The 24,441-nt window shown below is 46.0% G+C and carries 20 protein-coding genes and 1 pseudogene; 4 read left to right on the top strand and 17 right to left on the bottom strand.

The annotated features are described in order from the left end of the window. Nucleotides 1-189 precede the first annotated feature (189 nt). The 3 genes from GJQ68_RS14065 to alaS all read right to left on the bottom strand — a co-directional run bounded on the left by GJQ68_RS14065 (nucleotide 190) and on the right by alaS (nucleotide 5,502). Nucleotides 190-1,311 (bottom strand): redoxin domain-containing protein, encoded by a 1,122-nt coding sequence (locus tag GJQ68_RS14065; RefSeq protein ID WP_394351314.1) that lies wholly within the window; start codon nucleotides 1,309-1,311, stop codon nucleotides 190-192. Further along, nucleotides 1,311-2,792 (bottom strand): Asp-tRNA(Asn)/Glu-tRNA(Gln) amidotransferase subunit GatB, encoded by a 1,482-nt coding sequence (gene gatB, locus GJQ68_RS14070; RefSeq protein WP_202927942.1) that lies wholly within the window; start codon nucleotides 2,790-2,792, stop codon nucleotides 1,311-1,313. The genes GJQ68_RS14065 and gatB overlap by 1 nt, the downstream gene beginning before the upstream one ends. A gap of 73 nt (nucleotides 2,793-2,865) precedes the next feature. Beyond that, nucleotides 2,866-5,502, bottom strand: a complete 2,637-nt coding sequence (gene alaS, locus GJQ68_RS14075; RefSeq protein WP_162417890.1) for an alanine--tRNA ligase — start codon at nucleotides 5,500-5,502, stop codon at nucleotides 2,866-2,868. 156 nt (nucleotides 5,503-5,658) lie between these two features. On the opposite strand from alaS, the pseudogene GJQ68_RS14080 reads away from it, so the two are divergent. The 4 genes and pseudogenes from GJQ68_RS14080 (at nucleotide 5,659) to GJQ68_RS14095 (ending at nucleotide 8,987) form a co-directional block, all read left to right on the top strand. Beyond that, nucleotides 5,659-6,637 (top strand): annotated as a pseudogene (locus GJQ68_RS14080) (M23 family metallopeptidase). Between the two features lie 159 nt (nucleotides 6,638-6,796). Continuing rightward, nucleotides 6,797-7,153, top strand: coding sequence for a MerR family transcriptional regulator (locus GJQ68_RS14085; RefSeq protein ID WP_162417891.1), 357 nt, complete (start codon nucleotides 6,797-6,799; stop codon nucleotides 7,151-7,153). Next, nucleotides 7,131-8,258 carry a DNA-processing protein DprA gene (gene dprA, locus GJQ68_RS14090; RefSeq protein WP_162417892.1) on the top strand — a complete coding sequence of 376 codons (1,128 nt, stop codon included), beginning with the start codon at nucleotides 7,131-7,133 and terminating at the stop codon, nucleotides 8,256-8,258. Before GJQ68_RS14085 ends, dprA begins: the two co-directional genes overlap by 23 nt. Nucleotides 8,259-8,330: 72 nt before the next feature. Continuing rightward, nucleotides 8,331-8,987 (top strand): hypothetical protein, encoded by a 657-nt coding sequence (locus GJQ68_RS14095; protein WP_162417893.1) that lies wholly within the window; start codon nucleotides 8,331-8,333, stop codon nucleotides 8,985-8,987. Between the two features lie 227 nt (nucleotides 8,988-9,214). Here GJQ68_RS14095 and dnaN read toward each other — a convergent pair whose 3' ends face one another. From dnaN to GJQ68_RS14165, 14 genes are all read right to left on the bottom strand, one after another. Beyond that, entirely contained in the window at nucleotides 9,215-10,339 is a 1,125-nt protein-coding gene (dnaN, locus tag GJQ68_RS14100; protein ID WP_162417894.1) for a DNA polymerase III subunit beta, read from the bottom strand. A gap of 233 nt (nucleotides 10,340-10,572) precedes the next feature. Further along, nucleotides 10,573-12,261, bottom strand: a complete 1,689-nt coding sequence (gene gldG, locus GJQ68_RS14105; protein WP_162417895.1) for a gliding motility-associated ABC transporter substrate-binding protein GldG — start codon at nucleotides 12,259-12,261, stop codon at nucleotides 10,573-10,575. Continuing rightward, nucleotides 12,254-12,976: a gliding motility-associated ABC transporter permease subunit GldF gene (gene gldF, locus GJQ68_RS14110; protein WP_162417896.1), complete on the bottom strand. Its 723-nt coding sequence runs from the start codon at nucleotides 12,974-12,976 to the stop codon at nucleotides 12,254-12,256. The genes gldG and gldF overlap by 8 nt, the downstream gene beginning before the upstream one ends. 4 nt (nucleotides 12,977-12,980) lie before the next feature. Next, nucleotides 12,981-13,889, bottom strand: coding sequence for an ATP-binding cassette domain-containing protein (locus GJQ68_RS14115; RefSeq protein ID WP_162417897.1), 909 nt, complete (start codon nucleotides 13,887-13,889; stop codon nucleotides 12,981-12,983). Between the two features lie 231 nt (nucleotides 13,890-14,120). Further along, complete coding sequence (locus tag GJQ68_RS14120; RefSeq protein WP_162417898.1) at nucleotides 14,121-15,320, bottom strand: phosphoglycerate kinase; 1,200 nt, start codon at nucleotides 15,318-15,320, stop codon at nucleotides 14,121-14,123. Between the two features lie 37 nt (nucleotides 15,321-15,357). Next, on the bottom strand, nucleotides 15,358-16,320 hold the full coding sequence (locus GJQ68_RS14125; protein WP_162417899.1) for an L-threonylcarbamoyladenylate synthase: 963 nt from the start codon (nucleotides 16,318-16,320) through the stop codon (nucleotides 15,358-15,360). Next, nucleotides 16,320-17,033: a tetratricopeptide repeat protein gene (locus GJQ68_RS14130; protein WP_162417900.1), complete on the bottom strand. Its 714-nt coding sequence runs from the start codon at nucleotides 17,031-17,033 to the stop codon at nucleotides 16,320-16,322. The genes GJQ68_RS14125 and GJQ68_RS14130 overlap by 1 nt, the downstream gene beginning before the upstream one ends. An 84-nt stretch (nucleotides 17,034-17,117) precedes the next feature. Then, the gene (locus GJQ68_RS14135; RefSeq protein ID WP_162417901.1) at nucleotides 17,118-17,669 is read right to left on the bottom strand and encodes an NUDIX hydrolase; all 552 of its coding nucleotides are present in this window, start codon (nucleotides 17,667-17,669) and stop codon (nucleotides 17,118-17,120) included. A 2-nt stretch (nucleotides 17,670-17,671) separates the two neighbouring features. Next, nucleotides 17,672-18,259 carry a hypothetical protein gene (locus GJQ68_RS14140; RefSeq protein ID WP_162417902.1) on the bottom strand — a complete coding sequence of 196 codons (588 nt, stop codon included), beginning with the start codon at nucleotides 18,257-18,259 and terminating at the stop codon, nucleotides 17,672-17,674. Continuing rightward, nucleotides 18,256-20,178 (bottom strand): RecQ family ATP-dependent DNA helicase, encoded by a 1,923-nt coding sequence (locus GJQ68_RS14145; RefSeq protein WP_162417903.1) that lies wholly within the window; start codon nucleotides 20,176-20,178, stop codon nucleotides 18,256-18,258. Before GJQ68_RS14145 ends, GJQ68_RS14140 begins: the two co-directional genes overlap by 4 nt. Before the next feature lie 69 nt (nucleotides 20,179-20,247). Continuing rightward, nucleotides 20,248-22,224, bottom strand: coding sequence for a ComEC/Rec2 family competence protein (locus GJQ68_RS14150; protein WP_162417904.1), 1,977 nt, complete (start codon nucleotides 22,222-22,224; stop codon nucleotides 20,248-20,250). Between the two features lie 164 nt (nucleotides 22,225-22,388). Then, a complete protein-coding gene (locus GJQ68_RS14155) occupies nucleotides 22,389-22,955 on the bottom strand; it encodes a DUF3575 domain-containing protein (RefSeq protein ID WP_162417905.1) in 567 nt (188 codons plus the stop codon). A gap of 31 nt (nucleotides 22,956-22,986) precedes the next feature. Next, nucleotides 22,987-23,445: a GNAT family N-acetyltransferase gene (locus GJQ68_RS14160; protein ID WP_162417906.1), complete on the bottom strand. Its 459-nt coding sequence runs from the start codon at nucleotides 23,443-23,445 to the stop codon at nucleotides 22,987-22,989. Next, nucleotides 23,442-24,404: a PhoH family protein gene (locus tag GJQ68_RS14165; protein ID WP_162417907.1), complete on the bottom strand. Its 963-nt coding sequence runs from the start codon at nucleotides 24,402-24,404 to the stop codon at nucleotides 23,442-23,444. Before GJQ68_RS14165 ends, GJQ68_RS14160 begins: the two co-directional genes overlap by 4 nt. Nucleotides 24,405-24,441 lie beyond the last annotated feature (37 nt).

A 24,441-nucleotide genomic window follows, 5' to 3' on the forward strand; every position in this document is an offset into this window, starting at 1 on the left:
TTATTTGTATAAATACTTAAATACTTCCTTTTAATGAACAGAAGAATTGTAATAAATCTTATCCAATAATAGGGAATTATTTTATCAATTACACATGGAATGATCAGTTCATTGTTAATTATCCAAATTGCTACTGAAATACTAACTCTGGATTGTTGGAAAAGATTATTTTAACGGTCAAATCCTCATTTAATCAAATATTTCCTCCAATTTTCTTTCCAGGGATCTTCCCCGCAGATCTTTCGCCAGTATATTTCCCTCGGGGTCAATCATGTAAGTAGCGGGGATGGCATTGATTTGATAGGTGGCAGCTGCTTCCGAATTAAAATACTTTAAATCCGAAACCTGAGTCCACTCCAAACCATCTTCTTCTATTGCTTTCAGCCACATTTCCCGGGTACGGTCCAGGGACACCCCAAATACCTCAAACCCATCTCCTTTGTATTTGTTATAAAGTCTGACCACATTGGGGTTTTCATCCCTACAGGGCTTGCACCAGCCTGCCCAGAAGTCCACCAATACATATTTCCCCTGTAAATCCGACAATTTTACTATTTCCCCCTCCGGATTCGGAAGGGATATCTCAGGTGCCGGCTGCCCGATGGACAGGGCTCTTAATTCATCCAGTTCCTGCTTCCAGGAAGTGATAAGCTTCATATCCGGATACCGCTCACCCAGGTCTGTTATTAGACTATCCAGGTAGTTAAAATCGGTTCGGGGGTCTAGCATGCCCATTCCTGCCAGGGCAGCGAAACTTCCACCGCTTTCTGCGATAATCTCCTTGATTTTCTCCGCGTGGTTCAACTCCAGATCCATGGCCTGCTCCTGGATTTGTTTGATTTTTTCCTGGTCTTTATCTGCCATGGCCTCATAGAAAGCGGAGTTAAGTTCATTTCCCGCTTCCTGATAAACCGTTGTGAGCGAGTCAATGGCCACTACCAGTTGGCTATCAGAGGAGCCCGCCAATTGGAGCTCCTCGGTGTCGAAGTCATAACGGACCTGCACGTCTTCTTCATAGAGTGCCAGGCGTACCGTTTTCGCACCAAAAAGGTCCAGTTCGTAAAAGTTGGGCGACTCCAGATCCAAATCATAGGTAAATTCCCCATTATCTGCGACGGTCAAGGTATCCAGCACGTTGATACTGTTATTATCGTACTGAGACAACACCAACTCCCCCTCCGGCCGATTTTGAATTTGACCAGAGATGGTGACCTGACCATCAAACACTTGTTTTTCTTCTTCCCCACAAGAGAAAAGGAAGCCCATCGCTACCCCCAGGGAAAAAATATTATAAATCCATTTTTTCATCATCACTGTTCCAATAATTCAGTTAAAATTTTACTGGCAATCTTTGGGTCTGCCTTTCCCTTGGATTTCTTCATTACCTGTCCCATAAACATGCCCATCAGCCCCTTTTTTCCGGACCGGTATTCCAGAACCTTGGCTTCATTTTCAGCAAGAATGGCTTCAATCACCGGTTTGATGGTATCCTCATCACTATCTTGAATCAGGTTTAACTCCTGCGCTATTTCGAGCGGAGACCGCTCCGGATATTGTAATAATTCAGGATAAACCTTTTGGGAAGCTGCGGTATAGCTGACCTTCCCTTCATCAATCAGACTGATGAGTTCGGCCAGTTTTTTAGGGCTTATCGGAAAATCGGCAATTCCAAGCGTCAATTCGTTCAAATATGATTTTACGGGGCCCATTAACCAATTGGAGGCACTTTTGTAGTTTTGGGTATGGCTGCAGAGAACTTCAAACCAAAGCGCAATCTCCTTTTGGTCCGTAAGCACCCCTGCATCGTATTCGGGCAAACCATAGGTGTCAACGAATTTAGAAAACAGAACTCCCGGCAAGACGGGCATTTCTGCTTTTACCGACTCAAGCCACTCTTCGGAAATGACCACCGGACTCAGGTCCGGTTCCGGAAAATAACGGTAATCGTTCAGGTCTTCCTTGGTACGCATGCTGCCCGTTAGCCCGGAAGTCGCATCGAAGGTCCTGGTTTCAGAGACAATTTCCTTTCCTTCTTCCAGTAGCCGGGCCTGCCTTTCGAATTCGTGCTCGATGGCTCGGGCTACATTCCGGAAAGAGTTCATATTTTTTACTTCCACTTTCTTTCCCAACACCTGGTCGCCCCAGCGTCTGACCGATACATTGGCATCGCAACGCAAGGAACCCTCCTCCATGTTTCCATCACAAATCTCCAGGTATTTAACCAGCTTTTTGATCTCTGTCAGCAGGTTGTAGGCCTCTTCGGAAGAGCGCATGTCGGGTTCTGTGACGATTTCTATCAGTGGTACGCCTGCCCGGTTAAAATCAACCAGGGTATCCACTTCTCCCGCCAGGTGAATGGACTTGCCCGCATCCTCTTCCATGTGAATCCGGGTAAGCGCAATGTTCTTTTTTTCCCCACTCGACAACACGATCGGTACATGCCCGCCTACACAGATTGGATTTTTGTCCTGAGTAAGCTGATAGCCTTTGGGCAAATCCGGGTAAAAATAATTTTTCCGGGCGAAGACATTTCTTCTGGTGATGGAGCAATGACATGCCAAGCCCATTTTAATCGCATATTCCACTGCCCGCTTATTTACCTTCGGCAAGGTACCCGGGTGCCCGAGGGTAATGACGGACACGTTTGTATTGGGCATGTTACCATAAGTGGTCGCATCCGAGGTATACATTTTACTGTTGGTGAGTAGTTGGGCATGAACCTCCAACCCTATCACCAACTCGTATTTTTCCCGAATGGCATCAGCTGAGGAAATGGATTTTTCGTCAATCATCGCTTAATCATTACATTTATTGTTCCAAAAATGGCAGAGAATTCCCCCAAAACCAAATCTGGAATAGGCAAAATTATTTCAGGGAATGCTGAAGGATGGCATCCGCTTTGGAAAGCACTCGCGGCAAACCTGAGGAATCTTTTCCCCCAGCTGTGGCGTAAAAGGGCTGTCCCCCGCCGCCGCCATTGATTTCCTTAGCAAGCTCCTTAACCAAATTCCCGGCATGTAGCCCTTTTTCTTTTACTAAGCTGTCACTTATGACAACGGCTAATTGGGGTTTACCGCCGATATCGGCCGCCAGGATGGCTATCAGGTTTTCCATTTCATTTTTTAACTCAAAAGAAAGCTTTTTTAACGCTTCTCCGTTAGGCAATTTAATCAAAGCTGATACCAATTGGTAACCGTTCAAGGATTTTGCCTGATTTTTCAGGCTTTCTTTTATTTCTTCGGTGGCTTTCAGGTGCAAAACTTCAATCTCTTTGCGAAGAAGGGACCGCTCTTCTGCCAACGCCTCAATCGCCCCCACCAGATCTTTTGGATTTTTTAACAGTTCCTGAACTTCCTGAATCACTTGAGACTGCTTATTCACAAAGGCTTCTGCCTGCCTGCCGGTAACCGCTTCCACTCGCCGGACACCCGCGGAAATGGAGCTTTCAGAAATCAATTTAAAAAACCCAATTTCTCCGGTGGCTTTTACATGCGTTCCCCCGCACAATTCTACCGAAAACTCCGGATCAAAAGTAATCACCCGAACGAAATCACCATATTTTTCCCCAAAAAGAGCCGTGGCTCCCTGGGCCTTGGCTTCCTCAATGGGTACATTCCGTTGCTCTCTTAGCGAAATATTTTCCCTGATTTTTGCATTTACGATGGTCTCTGTCTGCGCTATTTCTTCGGGAGTCATTTTCGCAAAATGCGAAAAATCAAAGCGAAGTATCTGCTCGTTGACCAGGGAACCTTTTTGCTGCACATGGGTTCCCAGCACTGTTTTCAACGCCGCCTGCAACAAATGGGTAGCCGTGTGATTGGCTTTGATTCTTGCCCTTTTTTCGTCGTTTACCAGGCAGAAAAATTCATTGTCAATGCGTTCTGGTAATTTATCTACCCAATGGACGATCAGATCGTTTTCTTTTTTTGTATCCAGTACCTGAAGTACCTCGTTGCCGCTACTCAGGGTACCGGTATCCCCTACCTGTCCGCCACTCTCCGCGTAGAAGGGTGTTTGGCTCAAAACCAATTGAAACCGGTCTGATTTCTTGTCTTTTATTTTACGGTACTTGATGATTCGAGCCTGTGCATGGAGTGTATCATAGCCAACAAACCCTTCACTTTCCTCCTCGTGTACGGTCATCCAGTCTCCGGTTTCCAGTTGAGCGGCAGATCTTGAGCGTTCCTTTTGAAGGACCATGGCCCGCTCAAAGCCCTTTTCATCGACACTTAGCCCATTTTCTCTGGCGATCAGGGAAGTCAGGTCTAGCGGAAATCCATAGGTATCGTACAATTCAAAGGCAATTTCTCCCGGTATCACCTGCTCCTTTTTTACCTCCAGGGACTGCTGTATGTTTTCCAGGTTTTTTAGCCCCTTATCGAGGGTTCGGAGAAAGGCCAGCTCTTCTTCCTGAATCACTTTGGCAATAAACGCTTGCTGTTCCGCGATTTCAGGATAAAATTCACCAAACTTCTCTGCCAAAACAGCCACAAGCTGGTATAGAAACGGAGTTTTCAGGTCCAGAAAGGTGTACCCGTACCGAACGGCCCTACGAAGTATTCTTCGGATAACGTACCCTGCTTTATTATTGGAGGGCAGTTGTCCATCGGCTATGGTGAAGGATATCGCCCGGATATGATCCACAATCACCCGGAATGCAATGTCTGTTTTTTCAGATTGCCCGTATTGGTAACCGGAAATGGCTGCTATCTTTTCTATAAAGGGTACAAACAGATCCGTATCGTAATTGGATGCCTTCTGCTGAATAACCCGTACCAAACGTTCCAGTCCCATTCCGGTATCCACATGTTGCGAAGGAAGTGCTTTCAGATGCCCGTCCGAAAACCGGTTATATTGGATAAAAACCAGGTTCCATATTTCAATTACCTGGGGATGATCTGCATTGACCAGCTCTTCTCCAGGAGTCCGATCGATCTCCTCCTGAGGCCGCATGTCAATGTGTATCTCTGAGCAGGGACCACAGGGGCCGGTTTCTCCCATTTCCCAAAAATTATCCTTTTTGGAACCAAACAGGATCTTATCCCGGTCGATCCATTCCTCCCAGTAGGCAAAGGCTTCCTTATCCTCTTCTAACCCGTCTTCCCGGTCCCCGCCGAATACAGTCACATACATACGGTCTACGGGCAGCTTGTACACCTCCGTGAGCAACTCCCAGGCCCAGGCGATGGCTTCTTGCTTAAAATAATCGCCAAAAGACCAGTTTCCCATCATCTCAAACATGGTATGATGATAGGTATCCACCCCGACTTCCTCCAAATCATTGTGTTTTCCAGAAACCCTAAGGCACTTTTGACTGTTAGTTACTCGAAAATGCGTCGGAATTTCATTTCCAAGGAAAAAATCCTTAAATTGATTCATTCCTGCGTTGGTAAACATTAACGAAGGATCATTCTTCACTACGATTGGTGCAGAAGAAACAAATTGATGCTTTTTTGATTGAAAAAATTCAATGAATTGGCTTCTGATTTGTTTTGAATTCATATTTAGTTAGCTTAGAATGAATTACTTGGAAATTATAAAGTTTTTGGATTATCTTTGTACCCAAACACCCAAATAAGTGATTTTCTGGTAGTAATGAAATTAACCGATTTTTTTTTCGGATTACAAAATTAGCAGTTTTAACGTACTATTTGTTAAATGAGTAGAATAAAATATTATTACGATCCCAAAACCTGCAAGTACGAACGGTATGTCAGGAGCAAGTGGGATGTAACCCTAAACCTATTGGGTTTTTTGTCCCTATCTTCCATGTTGGCAGTCGGGATATTGTTGGTCTTCCATTATTATTTTGACAGCCCCAAAGAATTAATGCTGAAAAAAGAAAACCGGGAGTTGAAACTTTATTACGAGCTTCTAGAACAGGAAGTCGGGCAACTAAATACGATGATGGCTGACCTGCAGGAGCGTGATGATAACCTATACCGGGTTATTTTCGAATCGGAACCGATACCCACTTCCGTCAGGAAAGCAGGGTTTGGGGGTTCAGACCGGTTTCGGGAAATCAAAGAGAAGGGATTGAACCAGGAAAAAATGATCGTTTCCGTTTCCAATAAGGTAGAAACACTTAAAAGACAGCTCTTTATCCAGTGGGAATCTTACGATGAACTATCTGAAACGGCGATGAACAAGGAAGAGTATTGGGCTTCTATTCCTGCCATACAGCCCATACATAACGAAGAGTTAAATCGGCTGGCTTCCCGGATATGGTGTTCGCCTGCACCCCATTTTGAAGGTTAGGAAAATGCATACCGGCGTGGATTTCTCCGCACCCAAGGGCACGCCTATCTACTCCACCGGTGATGGGGTCGTGGAACGGGTTCGTACCGAATTTGGAGGTTATGGCAAATCCATTATCATTGATCATGGTTTCGGATTTAAAACCCGATACGCACATATGAACGATTTTGATGTCAGGGTGGGAGATAAAATTAAAAGAGGTGACAAAATTGGTTCGGTAGGTAATACAGGGTCTTCTACCGCACCACACGTTCACTATGAAGTAATCAAAGATGACAAGTACGTAAATCCGGTAAATTACTTCTTTAAAGATCTGGAACCCTCTGAATTTGACAAAATACTGGAATTGGCTTCCAGAGAAAACCAGTCCCTGTCCTAAAATAAAGAAGCTTATCAAGGCCAGAAACATTTCCAATATGACCGGATATGTTTCTGGTTTTTTATTTTTACCGGCCAACCACCATGGAAAATAGTTACCGGTAAACCTATGTTGTTTGCCGATTAAATTGTATATTTTTGGTGAAAAACTACCTGCAAATTGCCTTACAGAGAAAAAGAAATAGAGAAAAAATACTTTTCTATAGGAGAAGTGGCCGATAAATTTAAGGTGGCTACTTCCCTAATCCGCTATTGGGAAGGTGAATTCGACATCATCAAACCCAAAAAAGATAAGAAAGGAAACCGTAGGTTTACCAAAGATGACATTGAAAAACTTCAGCTCATCTATCACCTGGTAAAAGAAAAGGGCTACACGCTAACCGGTGCTCAGGAAATCATCAAAAAAGACCTGCACAAGATACAGGACACTGCGTCGATGATCCATAGGCTACACGAAATCAGAAGTTTTTTGATTGAAATCAGGGAAAATCTGGATGAGCAGCGGACAGAGCAGTAAGGTTTTGCATACGGTGGCACTAAGTCTGGTTCCCAAACTAGGCCCCAGCATTTTCAAGACCATCATCAGCTATTGCGGATCGGCTGAAAATTTTTTCACGCTTCCACAGGGGAAGGTGGCCAAAATTCCGGGTATTGGACCGAAGCTACTTGCCCACCGAAAATCCAAAGACACTTATCTGAGTGAAGCAGCCTCCTTACTTGAGGTGGCGGCCAAAAAGAACATTCAGGTACACTGTTACCCGGATAGTACCTTTCCGGACCGGCTACGAGGTATCCCGGATGCCCCTCCCATTCTCTTTACCAAAGGCAACCTGAATCTTAATCCCGACCGGACAGTAGGTATCGTGGGAACCCGCAATGCAAGCAGGTATGGCAAAAATATCACCCAAAAAATCACCGAGGACCTGGCCCGTTTCCAACCTACCATCATCAGCGGGCTGGCCTACGGGATCGATGTGGAGGCCCATCGGGCTGCCCTATCTCTAAATTTACCCACCATCGGCATCATGGGATCCGATCTGGAAACCATCTATCCAGCTGCCCACACCGGCACTGCCACGCAAATGATGGAAAACGGTGGCTTGTTATCCGAGTTTAAAATCGGATCCAAACTGAACCCCATGAATTTCCCTCAACGAAACCGGATCATAGCAGGGCTTTCGGATGCGCTAATTGTGGTGGAAGCCGCAAAAAAAGGGGGCGCCCTCATAACGGCCGAAATTGCCTACAGCTATAATCGGGAGGTTTTCGCCGTGCCGGGTAATTTACAGTCGAAATACAGTGAAGGGTGCAATAATCTGATTCGCAGTATGAAAGCCGGAATTTACATGGGGGTAAAGGAAATCGAAGAGGCACTTTCCTGGGACAAGGAGTACGGAGAGAATGGTCCTACAGCGACGCTACCGGATACATCCAATTTGGATTCCATTGAGATCAAGGTGCTGGAGCGGCTATTTGAAAAAAATGAGGCAGAGATCGATTGGCTGAGCCGGGACATGGGGATTCCGATCGCCGAACTTGCGATCAAACTCTTAAATCTGGAATTCCTGGGATTTGTAAAGGCGATCCCTGGAAAAAAATACCAGTGGACCCATAAACCATAAGAAATTCCAAGCCCCTCGCGTAAATGCCTTAAAATGTTTACCTTAGCAAACAACTACAAAAACCACGATCCCATGAAAAATTGCAACTACTTCCTGATTATCCTTATTTTGTTTGCGTTGTCCTGCACGCCCAAAACGGAAGATTCCGATTCCATTACCATGAAAATAGCCAAAGCATATGGTTATGAGCAGTTGGATGACGTAAGTTCAATCGCCTATACCTGGAACGTTCGCAGAGACAGTGTGAATGTATTGGTGAGGGACTGGAAATGGAACATGGAAAAAGGCGAAGTGCAATACCGGGGGCCGGATACCACCGCTAGTTATCTCATTGCAGACAAGACGGCTCAAGTCGAAGGAGTGGACCAGAAATTCATAAATGATAAATATTGGCTGCTCTTTCCATTTCAGTTGGCCTGGGATGATGGATACGAGGCGGAAGTGATCGAAAATCAATCCTCTCCCATCCATGGAGAAACGACTACCAAGGTGATCATCCGCTACAATAATACCGATGGGTACACCCCCGGAGATGCCTACGATCTGTATGTGGACGAGGAGTACATGATCAAAGAATGGGTCTTTCGCAGGGGGGATGGTCCGGATGGCAGGGCTTTTACCTGGGAGAATGTACAGGAATTCGACGGCATAAAAATTGCCCTGGACCACCGGTTAGAAAGCGGAGATAAGATCATTTGGTTTACAAACGTAGAAGTGGCAAAAGAATAACGCTATCCTTTTCAAAAGGAACACTAGCCTCCCGATAAGTCCGCCATAAGGCGATGCCTGGGTGAATATTATTTGACTACTACTTGTAAACAAAGCATGGATTTCAAGCCTGACGCAAGCGATACACCCAGGTTTGAAAATTTGCCATTTTCACAGTGCAAAATCAAAAAGACTGCATAAAAAAAGCAAACCCGAAATGAAAGGGTTACCTGTCAAAGGTAGCTTTTTTATACGTAGTTGCTCAACATCACCGGCATGACGAGCATAAGGATATCCTCGTTTTCACTCATGTCAGAGGGCAATATCAACCCGGCCCTGTTGGGGGCACTGAATTTTAAGGTTACTTCCTTGGCGGTAATGTTATTTAACATTTCCACGAGGAATTTGGCGTTGAATCCTATCTCAATGTCCTCTCCTTCGTGTTCGCAGGAAAGGCGTTCGTTCGCTTCGTTCGAAAAGTCCAGATCTTCAGCAGAAATCTGAAGTTCGCTACCCGTAAGTTTCAATCGCACCTGATGCGTGGTTTTATTCGCATAAATGGCAATCCTTCGCAGAGAACCTAAAAATTCCTGCCGATTGATCACCATGTCGTTTTCATTGTCGGTGGGGATGACGTTTTCGTAATCCGGAAAACGTTCATCAATCAACCGACAAATCATTTTGATATTATTGAATTTGAAGTAGGCATTGCTGCTATTAAATTCCACTGTCACCGGTACGTTATCCGAAGGAAGTGTTGATTTTAACAGGTTCAACGCCTTTCTCGGTACGATAATATTAGCGGCCTCCGGTGAGGCGATATCTACCCTCCGGTAACGAATAAGCCGGTGTCCGTCCGTGGCCACGAAGGTGGTATTGGTATCGCTAAGATTGACATAGACGCCCGTCATGGCCGGTCGGAGCTCATCGTTGCTGGTGGCAAAAATGGTATTGGCAATGGCACTGCTCAGTACCTCGGTGGACATTTCCACGGAAGTGGCATTGGTCACTCCGGGTATTCGTGGGAAATCGGTGGCATTTTCCCCAGCCAGCTTGTAGCGGCCATTGTCGGAACTGATCTCTATACTATAGGTTTCTTTGTCAATGCTAAAGGTAACCGGCTGTTCAGGCAGGTTTTTTAGCGTTTCGATAAGAATTTTAGCAGGAACGGCAATATTTCCATCTTCCTTGGCCTCCACATCTATTTCTGTCATCATTGAAGTTTGCAGGTCGGAAGCCGTCACCGTCAGTTTACTGTCCTTGATTTCAAAAAGAAAGTTTTCCAAAATCGGTACCACCGGGTTGGTGGTTACTACCCCGTTTATGGAAGACAGCTGCTTCAAAAGGGATGAAGAAGAAACAATAAATTTCATAGGTGTATTTTTTTTATTACGTCGGTCAATTGATGCGCCTGGCCCAAATTGAGGGTCTGGCTACGGTAAAAAGATGATTTCTGATTTCCAAACCGTTGCGTAAGGGCAATGGTTGACTCCCCAGATGCATCCGATGGATTTAACAGGGTAAAGTTATAAATAAAATTACAAATGCCCTCATTGGGATTTGATTAGATGAAATAAAAATACCCCGAAATTTGCCGACCTTACTTTTAAACATGCTTCCTTTCGTATTTTCTTTTCTTAAAAAAATACTGCACCCAGCCGATTAGCAGTACCAGCAGCACAGGGAAGGCAATGTTTATGACCTGCCAAACGCTTTTTTGCCGGTTTACTTTTACTTTATTCAGCGGCCTGATTTGGAATTGCTTTCGTTTGGTAGCCATGATACCCTCGGGGTCCACCAGGAAATTCACTGCATTCTGCAAAAACTCCCTGTTTGCCGTTTGGTTTTCAGCAAATGGACTCATGCCAAGCGGCAGGGGTTCTTTTTCGCTGGGGTCCACCCAACTTTTCACCAAATCTGCATCCCCAGCCACCAGAACGCGCCCGGCGTTCCCTTCGGGAATAAAACTGCTGGCATCAAACTCATCGGGTACAAACCTGTTTTTAAAATACGAAGTAAAATTGCCTTCCAACAGGTATACCAGCGGTAGGTTTCCGGAAGTAAAGGATTCCACTTCCGGTTCTCCCGCCATGTCCTCAAAAGCAACCCGCACCGGAGCGCTCAATTTTTTACTAAAATTACTACTAAAAATAAGGGGAGTTTTGGTAACCCCTTCCGCCTTTACCGTATCCATGGTACTGACAAAGCGGAATTGAACTTGATCTAAACCCTTGGTAATGGGGTGGTTGGCCATCTTACCTGCCTGCACATAAAAAGGCCAGGGCAAAGGAACCAGCTGCGACTGATTCCCAAAATCTCCTGAAACCACCGGATGATATCCAAAAGTCAAATCCTGTATCAAATCCCGGTTGATTCGGATTCCATACCGGAAAAGCAAGCCATCCAATCCGGTGTCGAAGGGCATCGCTACCGTCCCCTCTCCCGCCGCCTCTTCCAGGTTCACCGCCATTTGATCCACAAAAAATACCAGGTTTCCACCATGCATAAGATACTGGTCCAGCAGGTATTGTTCCCGTTCTTCGTAGGCTTCCTGAGGACCCGCCACCAGCAATGTCTCAAAAGTAAGCAGATCGGCCACCTCTTCTGCCTGATCAAAGGGAACCTTATAAACTTCATAATCCTCATTCAAGGCTTCTACCATACCGAATCCATTGTCCTCTGCCATTTCACCTTGCCCGATGATGATGCCCACTGCCTTTTTATTTTTCGTATAAAGCCGCTGAAGAGCCTGACTGATTTCGAATTCCAGGTTTTCGATGGAAAGGTTCAGTATTTCATCGGGCCGCATCCCCATCTCGCCTTTAAGCAGCAAAACGCCCAATTCATAGTCCTGGCTTCTAAGGACTATCCCTGGAAAAATCATGCGTGAGGTTTGCGCCCCATTTTGGGTACTATATAAGTTAGTCGGGTTGATACCGTAAGCGGCCAGATCAAGGATGAAGGCTTCCCTGGATTCACTATCCATTTTTAAGGGATCCTGGTAACGGATGGTGATTTCTTCGTTACTGTAATTTTGAAAAGTGGTTAGCGTTTCCTCAATTCCCTTCTGAAATCGTTTCATTCCTGCCGGCAAATCTCCATCCAATAAAATTTCAACTTCCAGGGGCCCGTCCATATTGGCCAAAACGTCTCTGGTAGCGTCGGACAGGGAATAGCGGCCTTCTTCGGTCAGGTCCATCCGAAACTGCCACCAAGACCCCAATCCCCATAACCCTAGCCATAGGAGTATCAGGAATAGGATGCCGAGTACAATGGGTCGCTGCTTTCTATCCATTTCGCTCTATCAAAATCCAGGTGAAAATCAACCAGGTAAGGATCATCCCCAGAAAGTAAAAGACGTTTTCTGAAACGATCACCCCCCTACCCATTTGTTCAAAGTGAAAACTGATGCCCAATTCTTCCAGAAACAATCCCCATTCCCCGGAGGATAAGGCCGCCAGTGCCCCCAGCCCCCCGTACAATAGGAAGCATAAAAACACCGCTATTACAAAGGCCATTATTTGGTTCGAAGTAAGGGAGGAACTAAAAAGCCCAATGGCCGCAAATAAGGCTCCCACAAAAAGCAACCCAATATAGGAACCAAAAAAACCGGCACTATCGATATTTCCAACGGGATCACCCAGCTGAACGATACTAAAATAATAAATCAGTGTGGGTAACAGCGCAAAGAGGATCAACAATAAAGCGGCCAGGTACTTGGCCAAAATGATTTGGTGGCTTTTAAGCGGGGAGGTTTTAAGGAGTACCCAGGTACCTGATTTTTTCTCTTCTGCGACCATACCCATGGTAATGGCCGGTATCAGAAAAATAAACACGAAAGGGGTGTAGGTAAACAGGCTGTCCAAATCAGCATAGCCATATTCCAGCACACTGGTGCCTGGAAAAACCCAAACAATCAATCCCAGCGCTATTAAAAAAATACTGGTAATCAGGTAAGCAGAGAGGTTGCTGAAAAAGCCGTTTATTTCCTTATATAACAAACTAACCATCTTGCTAATTTTGTGTGAGCCTGTAGAAAATAGATTCCAGGTTATTTTCCTGCTGCCGGATACTGATCAGGTTGAGGCCTTTTTCCTGCACCAGGCCCATCAATTCCAAGCGTAATTGTTTCGGATTCCCACTGGAAAAGACATAGGTAGTAGGGTTAGGCTGGGAATATGCTGAATAGTCCATGCCTTTGATCCAGTCCGGGACCAATGGCGCTTCCGTTTCAAACAGCAGTTCCCCCTCTCCCTGCCCGGATTTCAAGTGCTGCAACAGGTCCTGGGCTACGATATTCCCCTTGTGGATAATTACCACTTTGTCGCAGAGGGCTTCTACCTCCTGCATGATGTGGGTACTTAAAATAAGGGTCTTGTTTTGGCTGATGGTTCGGATCAGTTGCCTGATTTCTGCCAGTTGATTTGGATCCAGGCCTGAGGTGGGTTCATCCAGAACGATAATTTCCGGATCGTGCACCAGGCTTTTTGCCAGGCCTACCCGTTGTTTATAGCCTTTGGATAACAAGCCTATTTTCTTCTTCCTTTCAGCCATCAAGCCACATTGGTCCATAACCATTTGCACTCGGTTTTTCAGCACCTTAGTATGCATTTGATAAAGCCCCCCGACAAACGTCAGAAATTCTGAAATGTACATTTCCGGATACAGCGGATTATGCTCCGGCAAATAGCCAATCAACTTGCTGATGACCTTGGGATGCCTGCTTACCGAAATTCCATTCACCAACACATCCCCCTCATCCGCAGGGAGGTACCCTGTCAAAATCTTCATGGTGGTGGATTTACCAGCACCATTAGGTCCTAAAAAACCAAGCACCTGACCTGGTTTAGCCTGAAAACTAACCCCATTGAGTACTTGCTGAGAACCGAATGTTTTGGATAACTGATGTATTTCTATGGACATGAAAACCAGCTTATATTAATTCGGGGTCAATCCCTAAACGACAAAGAAATACGATCTAGTGCCTGAAAGGTGATTTTCCCCCGTCCCAAACCAAGTGTCAGGACAGGGGGAGTAAACCATTGAATTGCCTGCCTTCTTCCCCAAAAGCCCTGTTATCCATAAATTTGAAATCAATCAAGTTGGAATGGCGCTGGGTCCGGGTAGAATGACAGGCTACTTAGTGGCGAATTATTAAGGTTCCAGGGCTTTTACACCAGGAAGGGTCTTTCCTTCCATCAATTCCAGCAGCGCACCTCCACCCGTAGAAACGAAAGAAACGTCATCCCCATAGCCAAATTTATTGACCGCAGCGGCAGAATCGCCTCCTCCTATCAGGGTAAACGCTCCCTTTTTGGTGGCGGCGACTATGGATTCGGCAATGGCTTTGGTGCCGTTTTCAAAACTGCTCATCTCAAAAACACCCATGGGTCCGTTCCATAGCACCGTTTTCGAGGCCATGATCACTTCAGAGAATTTTTTCCGGCTTTCAGGTCCAATGTCCAATCCCATCCAACCATCTGGAATTTGTCCTCTTTGCGCGGTGCCTTGTTCGGCATCATTGGCAAAAGCCTTGGAAGTGACCGCATCTTCCGGTAAAATCAGGTTAACATTTTGCTTTTTGGCCTTTTCTACCAATTGAAGGGCTAGTTCCATTTTATCCGCTTCCAAAAGGGAATCCCCAATCGAGCCTCCCTGCGCTTTGGCAAACGTATAGGACATGCCCCCGCCAATGATCAGATTATCTACCTTATCTAATAATTTATCGATCAGCAATATTTTATCGGAAATTTTGGCTCCTCCCATGATGGCTGTAAAGGGCCTTTCCGGAGCACCTAATACCTTATCTGCATTTTTTAACTCCGCCTGCATCAGGTATCCTGCCACTTTATCATTGAAAAATTCGGCCACAATGGCGGTGGAAGCGTGCGCTCTGTGAGCAGTACCAAAAGCGTCGTTTACGTAAATATCTCCCAGAGATGCCAATTTTTTAGCAAATTCCCTATCTCCCTTTTCCTCTTCTTTATGGAACCTTAGGTTTTCAAGTAGCAACACGTCGCCCGGGTTTAGGCTGGTCGCTAATTGGCTGGCTTCATTTCCGATACAGTCTTTTGCGAATTTGACAGACACCTCCAGTTCTTTATTCAACTCGGTGATCAGATGCCTCAGGGAGAATTTATCCTCCGGACCGGACTTAGGCCGACCCAAATGGGACATGAGGATCACTGCGCCTCCCCCTTCTAAAATCTTTTTGATCGTAGGTAATGCGTATACAATCCGGGTATTATCCGTAATGTTATGTTGATCGTCCAGGGGCACATTAAAATCCACTCTTACCAGGGCTTTCTTCCCTTTAAAATCAACATTATCGACAGTCTTGATTCTATTGTTCATACGTTGTAGGTTTAAAATTTTATCAAAAATAAGGATTTTATTTGGCAGCTGCCCGCCTCAAGCGGTCATTTATGGCCTTTCCCAGATGAATTTCCGGCAATTCCTGCGCTAATATCACTGCTGCCTCACTATCATCCAATAGCCTCATGGAGGAAAACAGGTTTCTCGCCGCCTCATCGTAGTTTCCTTCCTTGCTCAACGCCAGTTGCAAGGAATCCGGTACTTCCGCAAAGGTTCTGGTAAACGATAAGACCGCAAAAACGGTACCCTTTCTACCAAAGTTTTCCATCAATTCATCCAAATCACCCAAATAGACCGGTTTTTTAGGGGCATAGTGGCTTTTGAGCATCCCGGGAGATTTTGGATTACTGCTGGACTGAGGGAGAATCAGCACTTTCCCCACCGTTTCCTCAATATCCGCAACGGAAATCCCGCCTAGCCTGTACACGATTACCTGTCCTTGCTCCATGCCAACAATGGTGCTTTCCAGGCCTACTTCACAATCCCCTCCATCCAAAATATACCTTATTTTATCCCCTAGCTGGTCCTGAACGTGGCTCGCCCGGGTAGGGCTGATGTATCCAAAAGGATTGGCACTTGGAGCCGCCAGCGGAAAGGTAAGCGATTGCAATAGTTTCCTGGTAAGCGGATGCCTGGGAACACGAACCCCAACGGTATCCAGGCCACTGGTAACCAAATCGGGAATCAGGTCTTTTTTAGGCAACAAGAGCGTAAGGGGCCCCGGCCAAAAACGGCTGGCAAGGGCCGCCAGTTCTTCCGGGACATCCTGCACGTAGTCCATTAATTGACTTTTTTCAGCCAGATGGATTATCAGAGGATCAAATTCCGGTCTTTCTTTGGTCTTAAATATTTTTAGAACGGCATTTTCATCCAGGGCATTACCTGCCAAGCCATACACCGTTTCTGTGGGTATGGCCACAAGCTCTCCATCCGTAAGAAATTTGGCTGCTTTGGCTATGTTTTTTCCGATTTCCGCCATTATTCCTCACAGAATTCGTCTATCCATTCTTTTGCCTGCGTATACCCTAAGGAAAGCGCCATTTTCAATTGGGAACAGCCTTCCTCCTTGTTTCCCAGGGCACTCATCTGGGTAACACCCAGCAGGTAGTAAGCCGAACCATTCCGCTGATCCAATCGTACCACCTCATTGAGCGTCGCAATGGCCGTCAAAGGATCATTGTTTCCCAATTGGGCCTTCGCCTTGTTGAAAAGGACGGTGGGTTGCTCTGGATTAGCCCGCAAGGCCATGTCAAAATCGATCAGCGCATCCTCGTACATTTCCAGCCCCAATAATGCCAGCCCCCGGTTGTAATAAACATCCGATTGATTAATGTCCAGCCCATTGGCACGGTTATAGTCGAGGAGTGCTTCCCTAAAGGATTCTTTTTCCATCCAGGCATTGCCTCTGTTAAAAAAAGGTTTGTAATTAAGGGAGTCGGTTTCTATGGATTGGCTAAAAGAGTCAATGGCATCATCCCATTGCCCCAGCTCAAAAAAAGCCACTCCTCTGGCATTCCAGGCAGCAGCGTGCGTACTATCTTTGGCAACCAGCCGGTCAAAATAGCCGATTGACTCCTCGTAATTTTCCCCTTCCAGGGCCGTTACCCCAGCCTCAAACAGCTCTTCTACCGAAGGCTGACAGGAAACCAGTAAAAAAAGCAATGCCAGGGATTTGAACAGGTTGTTATTCATCTCAAAATTTTTGGCAAAGATAAGGATTCCCAGGGGCACAACCCGAAAATTTGAACAATAAAACCAGAACTACCGAACCTCTGCTTATAAAAGTATTTCAGAACGGCTGGTTTTTTCCAACATCCGAAGGATAGAGACATTGTTTCCGACCAACTCGGAAGTCATGTCAAAGCCAACCCAGGCAAGGTCCTTACTTTCCGGACTTATGATCAAGGGCTCGTCCATTTCAGCCTCGATCAAAAATCGGACATCGTAATGAAAGTGCTGCGCATCGGTAGCATTGGCCGGTATCAGATGCCGGTCCAGGTCGAATATAAACCGGTCCACCAGCCTCAGGGAAGTCAAGCCACTTTCTTCACGGGCCTCATTCATAGCCACCTCCAGCAGGTTTTGGTTGCCGTCCGCATGGCCTCCCAGTTGCAGCCACTTCTGTAATTTCCGGTGCAGGGTCAATAAGGTATGCGTTCGCCTTCGATTTACGATCCAGGCGGATGCGGTAAAATGTCCCTCCTTGCGTTCCCGACTAAAAGCCATCGGGTCGTCCAGGAGTGCCAAAAAATCGGGAATCATTGCTTTTTCCTCTTCGAAAGGTGTCCTGTAGTTGGCTATAAATTCTCTTAGTAATCTGTTGTCCATAGTTAGTCCTGGTTAAATAGCTGGTCCATAAATCGGTCAAAAGGTGCCGCTTCGTGGTATAAGCTGTCGGCATATACCGTAGCCAACACCTTGAGGTAGCTGGGGCGGTTGTTGATAAAGATTTTTTCTATACTTACGTTGCCAAACAACTGATCAATTTTACTGTTCAGGTCCCCTGCTGATAAGGGTGGCTTAAAATAATATTTTTCGGTCACCTTGACCTGTTCGTTTGATTCCTCGATTTTTCTATCCAGGCTTACTTTTCGATACCCCAATTCCGGCATTCCCAGCCCCCAACCAATAAACAAGTTGCCGAAGTCAGACGGGGTCAAAGGCTCCTGAAAACTTACCGCAAAACCATTCGCGTAGGGAGAATGCAACACATGCACTTCCGGTTGCTTATTTACTCCGGCAATTTTCAGGTGGTAATTATCGTATATCGTTTTCATCAGCCCCCGGCCTTCTTCGGAGTCCATCCAGGAAGCCACCTGCGCTTCTTCTTTCCCGGAAAAGTTGAAATTCTCTTTGATGGATACTTTACTATCTTTCCTTGGAAACAATCCGCCTAACAAATCATCAATGAATTTCATTTAAGCCTGATTTTACCGTTTTCTCCTGTGAAAATTAACCCCTCATCTTCCATATATCGAATGACTTCCACCGTACCGTCATCCGGACGCTCCCCCGCAAGGTCTACTAAATCCTCTAAAGAAAACGCTTGCCCGGCTGCTAAAGTTTTGAGTATTTTACTTTCCACTCGTTTATGATAGCTCGCCCGATCACTTTCCTTCTTATTTTGGACACAGGTATCACAAATACCACAGGTATATTCATTCTTTTCCCCAAAATAATCTAAAATAAGCGATGTCCTGCAATTTCTCATATTTTTCGCATAAGCCACCATCTGTGCGGCCTTTTCTTTCGCCTGGTTCCTCCTTTGATTGATCCGCTTTTTGTCCAGTGGAAGCGTACCGGCATCTTTTCTGGGAGTCATAAAGGTTACCTGGGGCTGATCTTTTTTGGGAGTGTAGGCTACCAAACCAAGTTCGTCCATCCAATGCAGCATTTTCACAATCTCCTTTTCCGGAATGTTTAGAAGCTGGCTGAGTTTATTCTCCCGAATACGGATGTAGTTGACAAAAAGCTCCCCACCATGTAATCTAAGCAACAGCTTAATCAACGGGTCTATTCGGGCATAGGCAATTTGTGCTTCGTAAATTTTGGTCTGAGATACCAGAAAATGAAGGGACGAAGGGACGAAAACACTTTCTGAGAATAATAGAAAGGACTCTTCCTGAAGTACCTTAATGGCATTATAGGCCATCTTTACATCCAGGGAATAGGTATTGGCAAAATTGGCAAAATCGAAATCAAAACTGCTCATCTCGGCACTTCCCACCGCCAGCCGGTAATAATTGGCCAGGCATTGGTACACCCGCTTGATTTGATCCTCAGGAGGATAGGCCTTCTCTGCCATTTCGATTAGCCCCAGACAATCCTGCTCACGAACCATCAACACGGCAAAGGCCTTGATTCCATCCCTACCGCCTCTCCCGGCCTCCTGGTAATAGTTTTCGAGGTTTTCCGGTAGGTCCAGGTGCAACACCAATCGTACGTCCGGTTTGTCGATCCCCATGCCAAAAGCATTGGTCGCCACCATCACCCGGACGTTGCCCTGTATCCAATCCATTTGCCGCTGATTCCGGTCTTTTTGCTCCAGACCCGCGTGGTAGAAAGTAGCCGAAATGCCCAACTGAATCAGGTGCTGTGCGGTCTCCTTCGTACCTTTCCGGCTTCTCAGGTAGATAATGGCACTGCCCGGTACTTTCTGAAGAATCTCCACCGCCTTTTCGATCTTATTTTCCGCCCAACGAACCGCATAAGACAAATTGGGCCGGGCAAAAGACTGTACGAAAACAGCCGCGGGCTTCATCTCGAGTTTTTCGATAATGTCCTCTCGCACCGTTAAGGTCGCCGAAGCCGTCAGGGCCAGCACGGGCACTTCCGGTACCCATTCCCGGATTTTTACAATCTCCAGATAGGCCGGACGGAAATCATAGCCCCACTGAGAAATACAATGGGCTTCGTCCACTGCCAGCAGGTTCACATTCATTTTTTTAAACCGTTCCAGAAATAGCTCGGTTTTCAATCGCTCGGGAGATACGTACAAAAATTTATAATCTCCATAGACGCAATTGTCCAAAAGGGTGTCTATCTCCCGCTTTTGCATGCCCGAGTGAATGGCCAGGGCCTTTATCCCCCGCTTCTTCAGCTGGTCCACCTGGTCTTTCATCAAAGCGATCAAAGGACTTACTACCAGGCAAATGCCAGGTTTCATCAAGGCCGGAACCTGAAAACAAATCGACTTTCCTCCCCCAGTCGGCATCAACGCCAGGGTATCGGTGCCTTGTGCAGCCGACAATACAATTTCTTCCTGCAAGGGGCGGAAATCAAGGTATCCGAAGTACTGTTTTAAGGTGGCAAGGGCCGCTGTTTTTAATTCATCCATTCCGAACTGCTACGATATTCTTCCTACCGAAAGGCTATTTTTACACAAAGTAAACTGCCTTCCGGCCAATCACAAGGAAGTGAGCTGATTGTTAAACGTTATTTTTAACGCAGCTTTGGGAGGGCTGGGCGCATTGGCAGCAGGCCGGTACTCCCGCCACTTCCCTGCTGACCAGAAATGCATGGTCAGGGCTTCATCCGGCCTTGGCCTGAAAGTCCCTTTTTCCAATTGCAAGACCCTGCCACCAGGAAGATCCAACCGGATAAACTGCTCTTCGTTACGGATCAGCAGTTTCCGTACATTTGTTCCAGCTTGTTTGATTCGGTGAGGGAGCACCTGATAGCGAAAGTCTTGCGGATCTACTTCCACCATCGCTTCAAATACCTGCGCTCCGTAAACGTAGTCAATGGCCAGCCCCTGTTCAACCTGGTAAACCAGCAAGTAATGCTGCCTGGCTTTCTCCCAGGATTCAAAAATCCGGTAAACGCCCAGCAATACCAGCACCGAAACCACCCATAACACCTGCCGCTTCCTTTTTTGAAGGAGCAATTGGTAGATACAGAATAAAAGGAACCATATTAAGATCATCTCCGGAAGGCGAAAATAGAGAAATTCAAGTTTAGCGAAGGGCAATTTCTGAAAACCAAAAATCCCTTCATTCAATAGCCCTATCGCCTTGTTGACCAAACTTCCTAAGAAGGAAGCCGGTACCGACCAGTAAGACAGCAATAAAAAAGGCAATCCCAGGGACATAATGATAAAAGCACCCGGTATGGCCAGCAAATTGGACAAGAAAAAATAGGTAGGGAAAACGTGAAAATAGTGGATGGCCAATGGAAACGTGGCCAACTGCGCTGCCAATCCCACACTGCTTATGTCCCATAGGTACCGCAGCCAGCGGCTATCGGGATTCCATAGGGAAGCAATCAGCGGTTGAAAAAGCAGGATACCCAATAGGGCCGTATAACTCAACTGAAACCCGACCGCATACACTAAAAAAGGATCGTAAACCAACAATACCATGGCAGATAACGCCAGGGGGTTAAAAATCGAAGGGTTTCTGGATTTCATTTGGGCGATGGAGATAAAGGTAAACATGGTGGCTGCCCGGAGGACCGAGGGAGAAAAACCGGTAATAGCCGCATACAACCAAATCAGTAGCACCACCAGGCTCAGATAAAGTACCCGTTGAATCTTTTTGGCCTTTTGGGGTTTGAAAAACAAAAAGAAAAACCCGTAAATAATGCCGACATGCAATCCGGAAACCGCCAGAATATGCATGGCCCCAGCGGTGGCATAGGCCTCGCCGATTTCCTCGTCCAGGTCTTTTTTTTGCCCCAGCAGTAAGGCTTTGGCAATCTGGGCCGAAGCATCGTCTTCCACATACTTCAATACCTTTCCCTCCAAATATTGCCGTAATGCTAATATTCCCGATTGCCAGGGAGGTAATTCCCCCAGATGTAGTAGTTTAAAATCAGCGGCTATGAAATCACTAAAATAAATACGCTTCTGAGCCATAAAGGAGGCGTAATCAAAGGCTTCCGGATTTTTAGAGGAGGGGATTCGTTCCGGCCTTCCGGCTATCAGCAATAGGGATCCCGGCATCAGTTGACTGGCTGATCGATGGTAAATCTGCACTTTTCCTTTAGCCGTTTGCCATCCTGATGGGGTGCGGACGGCATAGACCTCCACCAGGTTCGCGATGCTTTTAGGCTTTTGTTGATCCAGTTCTTTTACTTCAGCCAGGTATTCCGATATACCGGAAAAATGGACCAAATGATCCGGATCATGGTGCACATCACGAATAGAGGCAACAAACATCCCCATCACTACCAGATTGGAATAGGCGATGGTCGGAACAAGAAAATAAAGAGACTTCCTGGCTTTAGGAGTGTAGGTTCCTACCAAGCCAATATACAAAACCAAAAGAATACTCAATATGAGCAGCAGCCGACCGGGCGGCATGTGGTTGGAATAGGGATACAGCAATACCCCGATCACAAAAAAAATCGTGTACCTGACGAAAGGAAATTCACTGAACTTCATAAAAAAAGAAAAAATGGACTAAAATCTTTTCCTGTTTTTTACTTTTTCTTCCGCATTAATTTAAACGGAAGCCCATTATTTCAAACGAAGAAAGAAATTAGTGAATTTTTTCAAAAAGCCCAACGAATTTGTCTGAATTTCAACTAATTAAGGACGTTTCCTCCCTAAAACCGGAAGCCAATGCTAAAGCCGGCATTAAATTCTACCGGGTCAAAGCGATCACTAACCTCCTCATTAAATCCCCGGGCGATATTGACATAGGGGCCGAGGGCGAATTTTTCATTATGAACCCACTTGTATCCCGCACCAAAACCAATCATAAAACTATTCAAATCGGTCTCTTGTACCGTATTGTTTTCGCCAACTTCCGAAAACGTACCCCCTCTGTATTTCATAAAGGGATGCACATAAAATCCGGAAGGATCCGTGGCCGTCACAAAATAGTAATTGTAGGAAAGCATCAGGCTGGTCGCCTTAAAATCCTGTCCTTCCCCGCTGTCCGAAACGTATGAAAACCGGTCCATAAACATCACCTCCACTGCTATCGCCTGATTTTGATCCAGCAAACGCTCGTAGCCCAACTCCAGGGAGCCAATGACTATCGTATTGACAATGTTAATCTTGACCTCATTGGCAGGGGAGATGGGATCCATGGGACGCTGCGCATACGCTGAAGCTCCTAAAAACCCAAAAAAGATACTAAAAATCAGGAAATGTGGTAATTTTCTCATTTTTTATAAACAATTCATTAAACATAGTAAACTAAGTGGTTCTAACGTCCCTATCAATTGAAAGTTCCATTTGGTAGTGGTCAATACCACATTCTACAAACAGATCGCCGACTTTTTGGAAGCCAAATTTTTCGTATAACCCCATGGCGGTCAGCTGTCCGTGCAAATAGACGGTTTTGCCAGCACTTTCCGGATGGGATTGAATATCTGCCAGGACCGCCTTCACCAGTGCCTGTCCTACTCCTTTTCCCCGAAATGGCTTCAAAACGGCGAACCGTTCCAATTTGATGCCGTTTTCGGTAAACCGCCATCGCGCCGTACCCACTTCCTGCTGGCCCTGATAGGCTAAAAACTGAGCGGATTCGTTTTCAAAACCGTCGTATTCCTCATCCGGATCGACGCATTGTTCCTTGACGAAGACCTCTTCCCTGATTCTAAAGGCCTTTTTCAGGGTGATTTCATCCGTGATCTTATGTACTGAAAATTTCATCGCGGTTGTTTTACCTCCACTTCATTTTTTTCATAGGCTTCGATGATGGATTTTACCAGCCGGTGCCGTACCACATCCTTGCCGGAAAGGTGCACCACTCCGATCCCTTTTACGTCTTTCAGAATCCGGAGCGATTCTCTAAGCCCCGATTTCTGCTTGGACGGAAGATCTACCTGAGACTGATCTCCTGTTATGATCACTCTTGAGTTGGGCCCCATTCGGGTCAAAAACATCTTAATTTGCTCGCTGGTGGTATTCTGAGCTTCGTCAAGTAGGACAAAGGCATCGTGAAGCGTTCTTCCCCGCATGTAAGCCAGCGGGGCTATTTCGATCACCCTGTTTTCCTGATAAAACCGTAATTTCTCGGAAGGGACCATGTCTCCCAGGGCATCGTAAATGGGTCTGAGGTAGGGATCCAGTTTTTCCTGGAGATCTCCTGGCAAAAAGCCGAGGTTTTCACCTGCCTCCACCGCCGGGCGGGTAATGATGATCCGCTTTACTTCCCTGTTTTTAAGCGCTCTTACCGCCAAGGCCACCGCAATATAGGTTTTTCCGGTTCCGGCCGGTCCCAGCGCAAACACCAGGTCATTCGCATAGGAAGAGTCTACTAATTTTTTCTGGTTAGGGGATTTTGGCTTTACTACCAAGCCCTTGTTTCCATAAAGTATGATGTCATTTTTTGTTTCCGCCTGTCCCGGAGGGTTGCCTTCGAGGGCAATGTATTCCTTGACATTATCCGGAGTCACCTGGCCAAAACGACTGAAATGCTCCAAAAGCATGTTTAGAATCTCATTGATTTTAAGGATTTCGGGGGCTTGCCCTTTGATCCGTATTTCATTTCCCCGGGAAACAATCTTGCTTTGGGGAAAGGCAGCCGATATCTGCCTGATATTTTCATTTTCCGATCCCAGGAAATCCAGGAGGGAAATGTTTTCCAATGTGATGACTTTTTCTACCAATATACTGTCTTCTGTTTATCCTATTCAAAAAACTAAT

Source organism: Cyclobacterium roseum (assembly GCF_010119225.1).
GTDB lineage: Bacteria > Bacteroidota > Bacteroidia > Cytophagales > Cyclobacteriaceae > Cyclobacterium > Cyclobacterium roseum.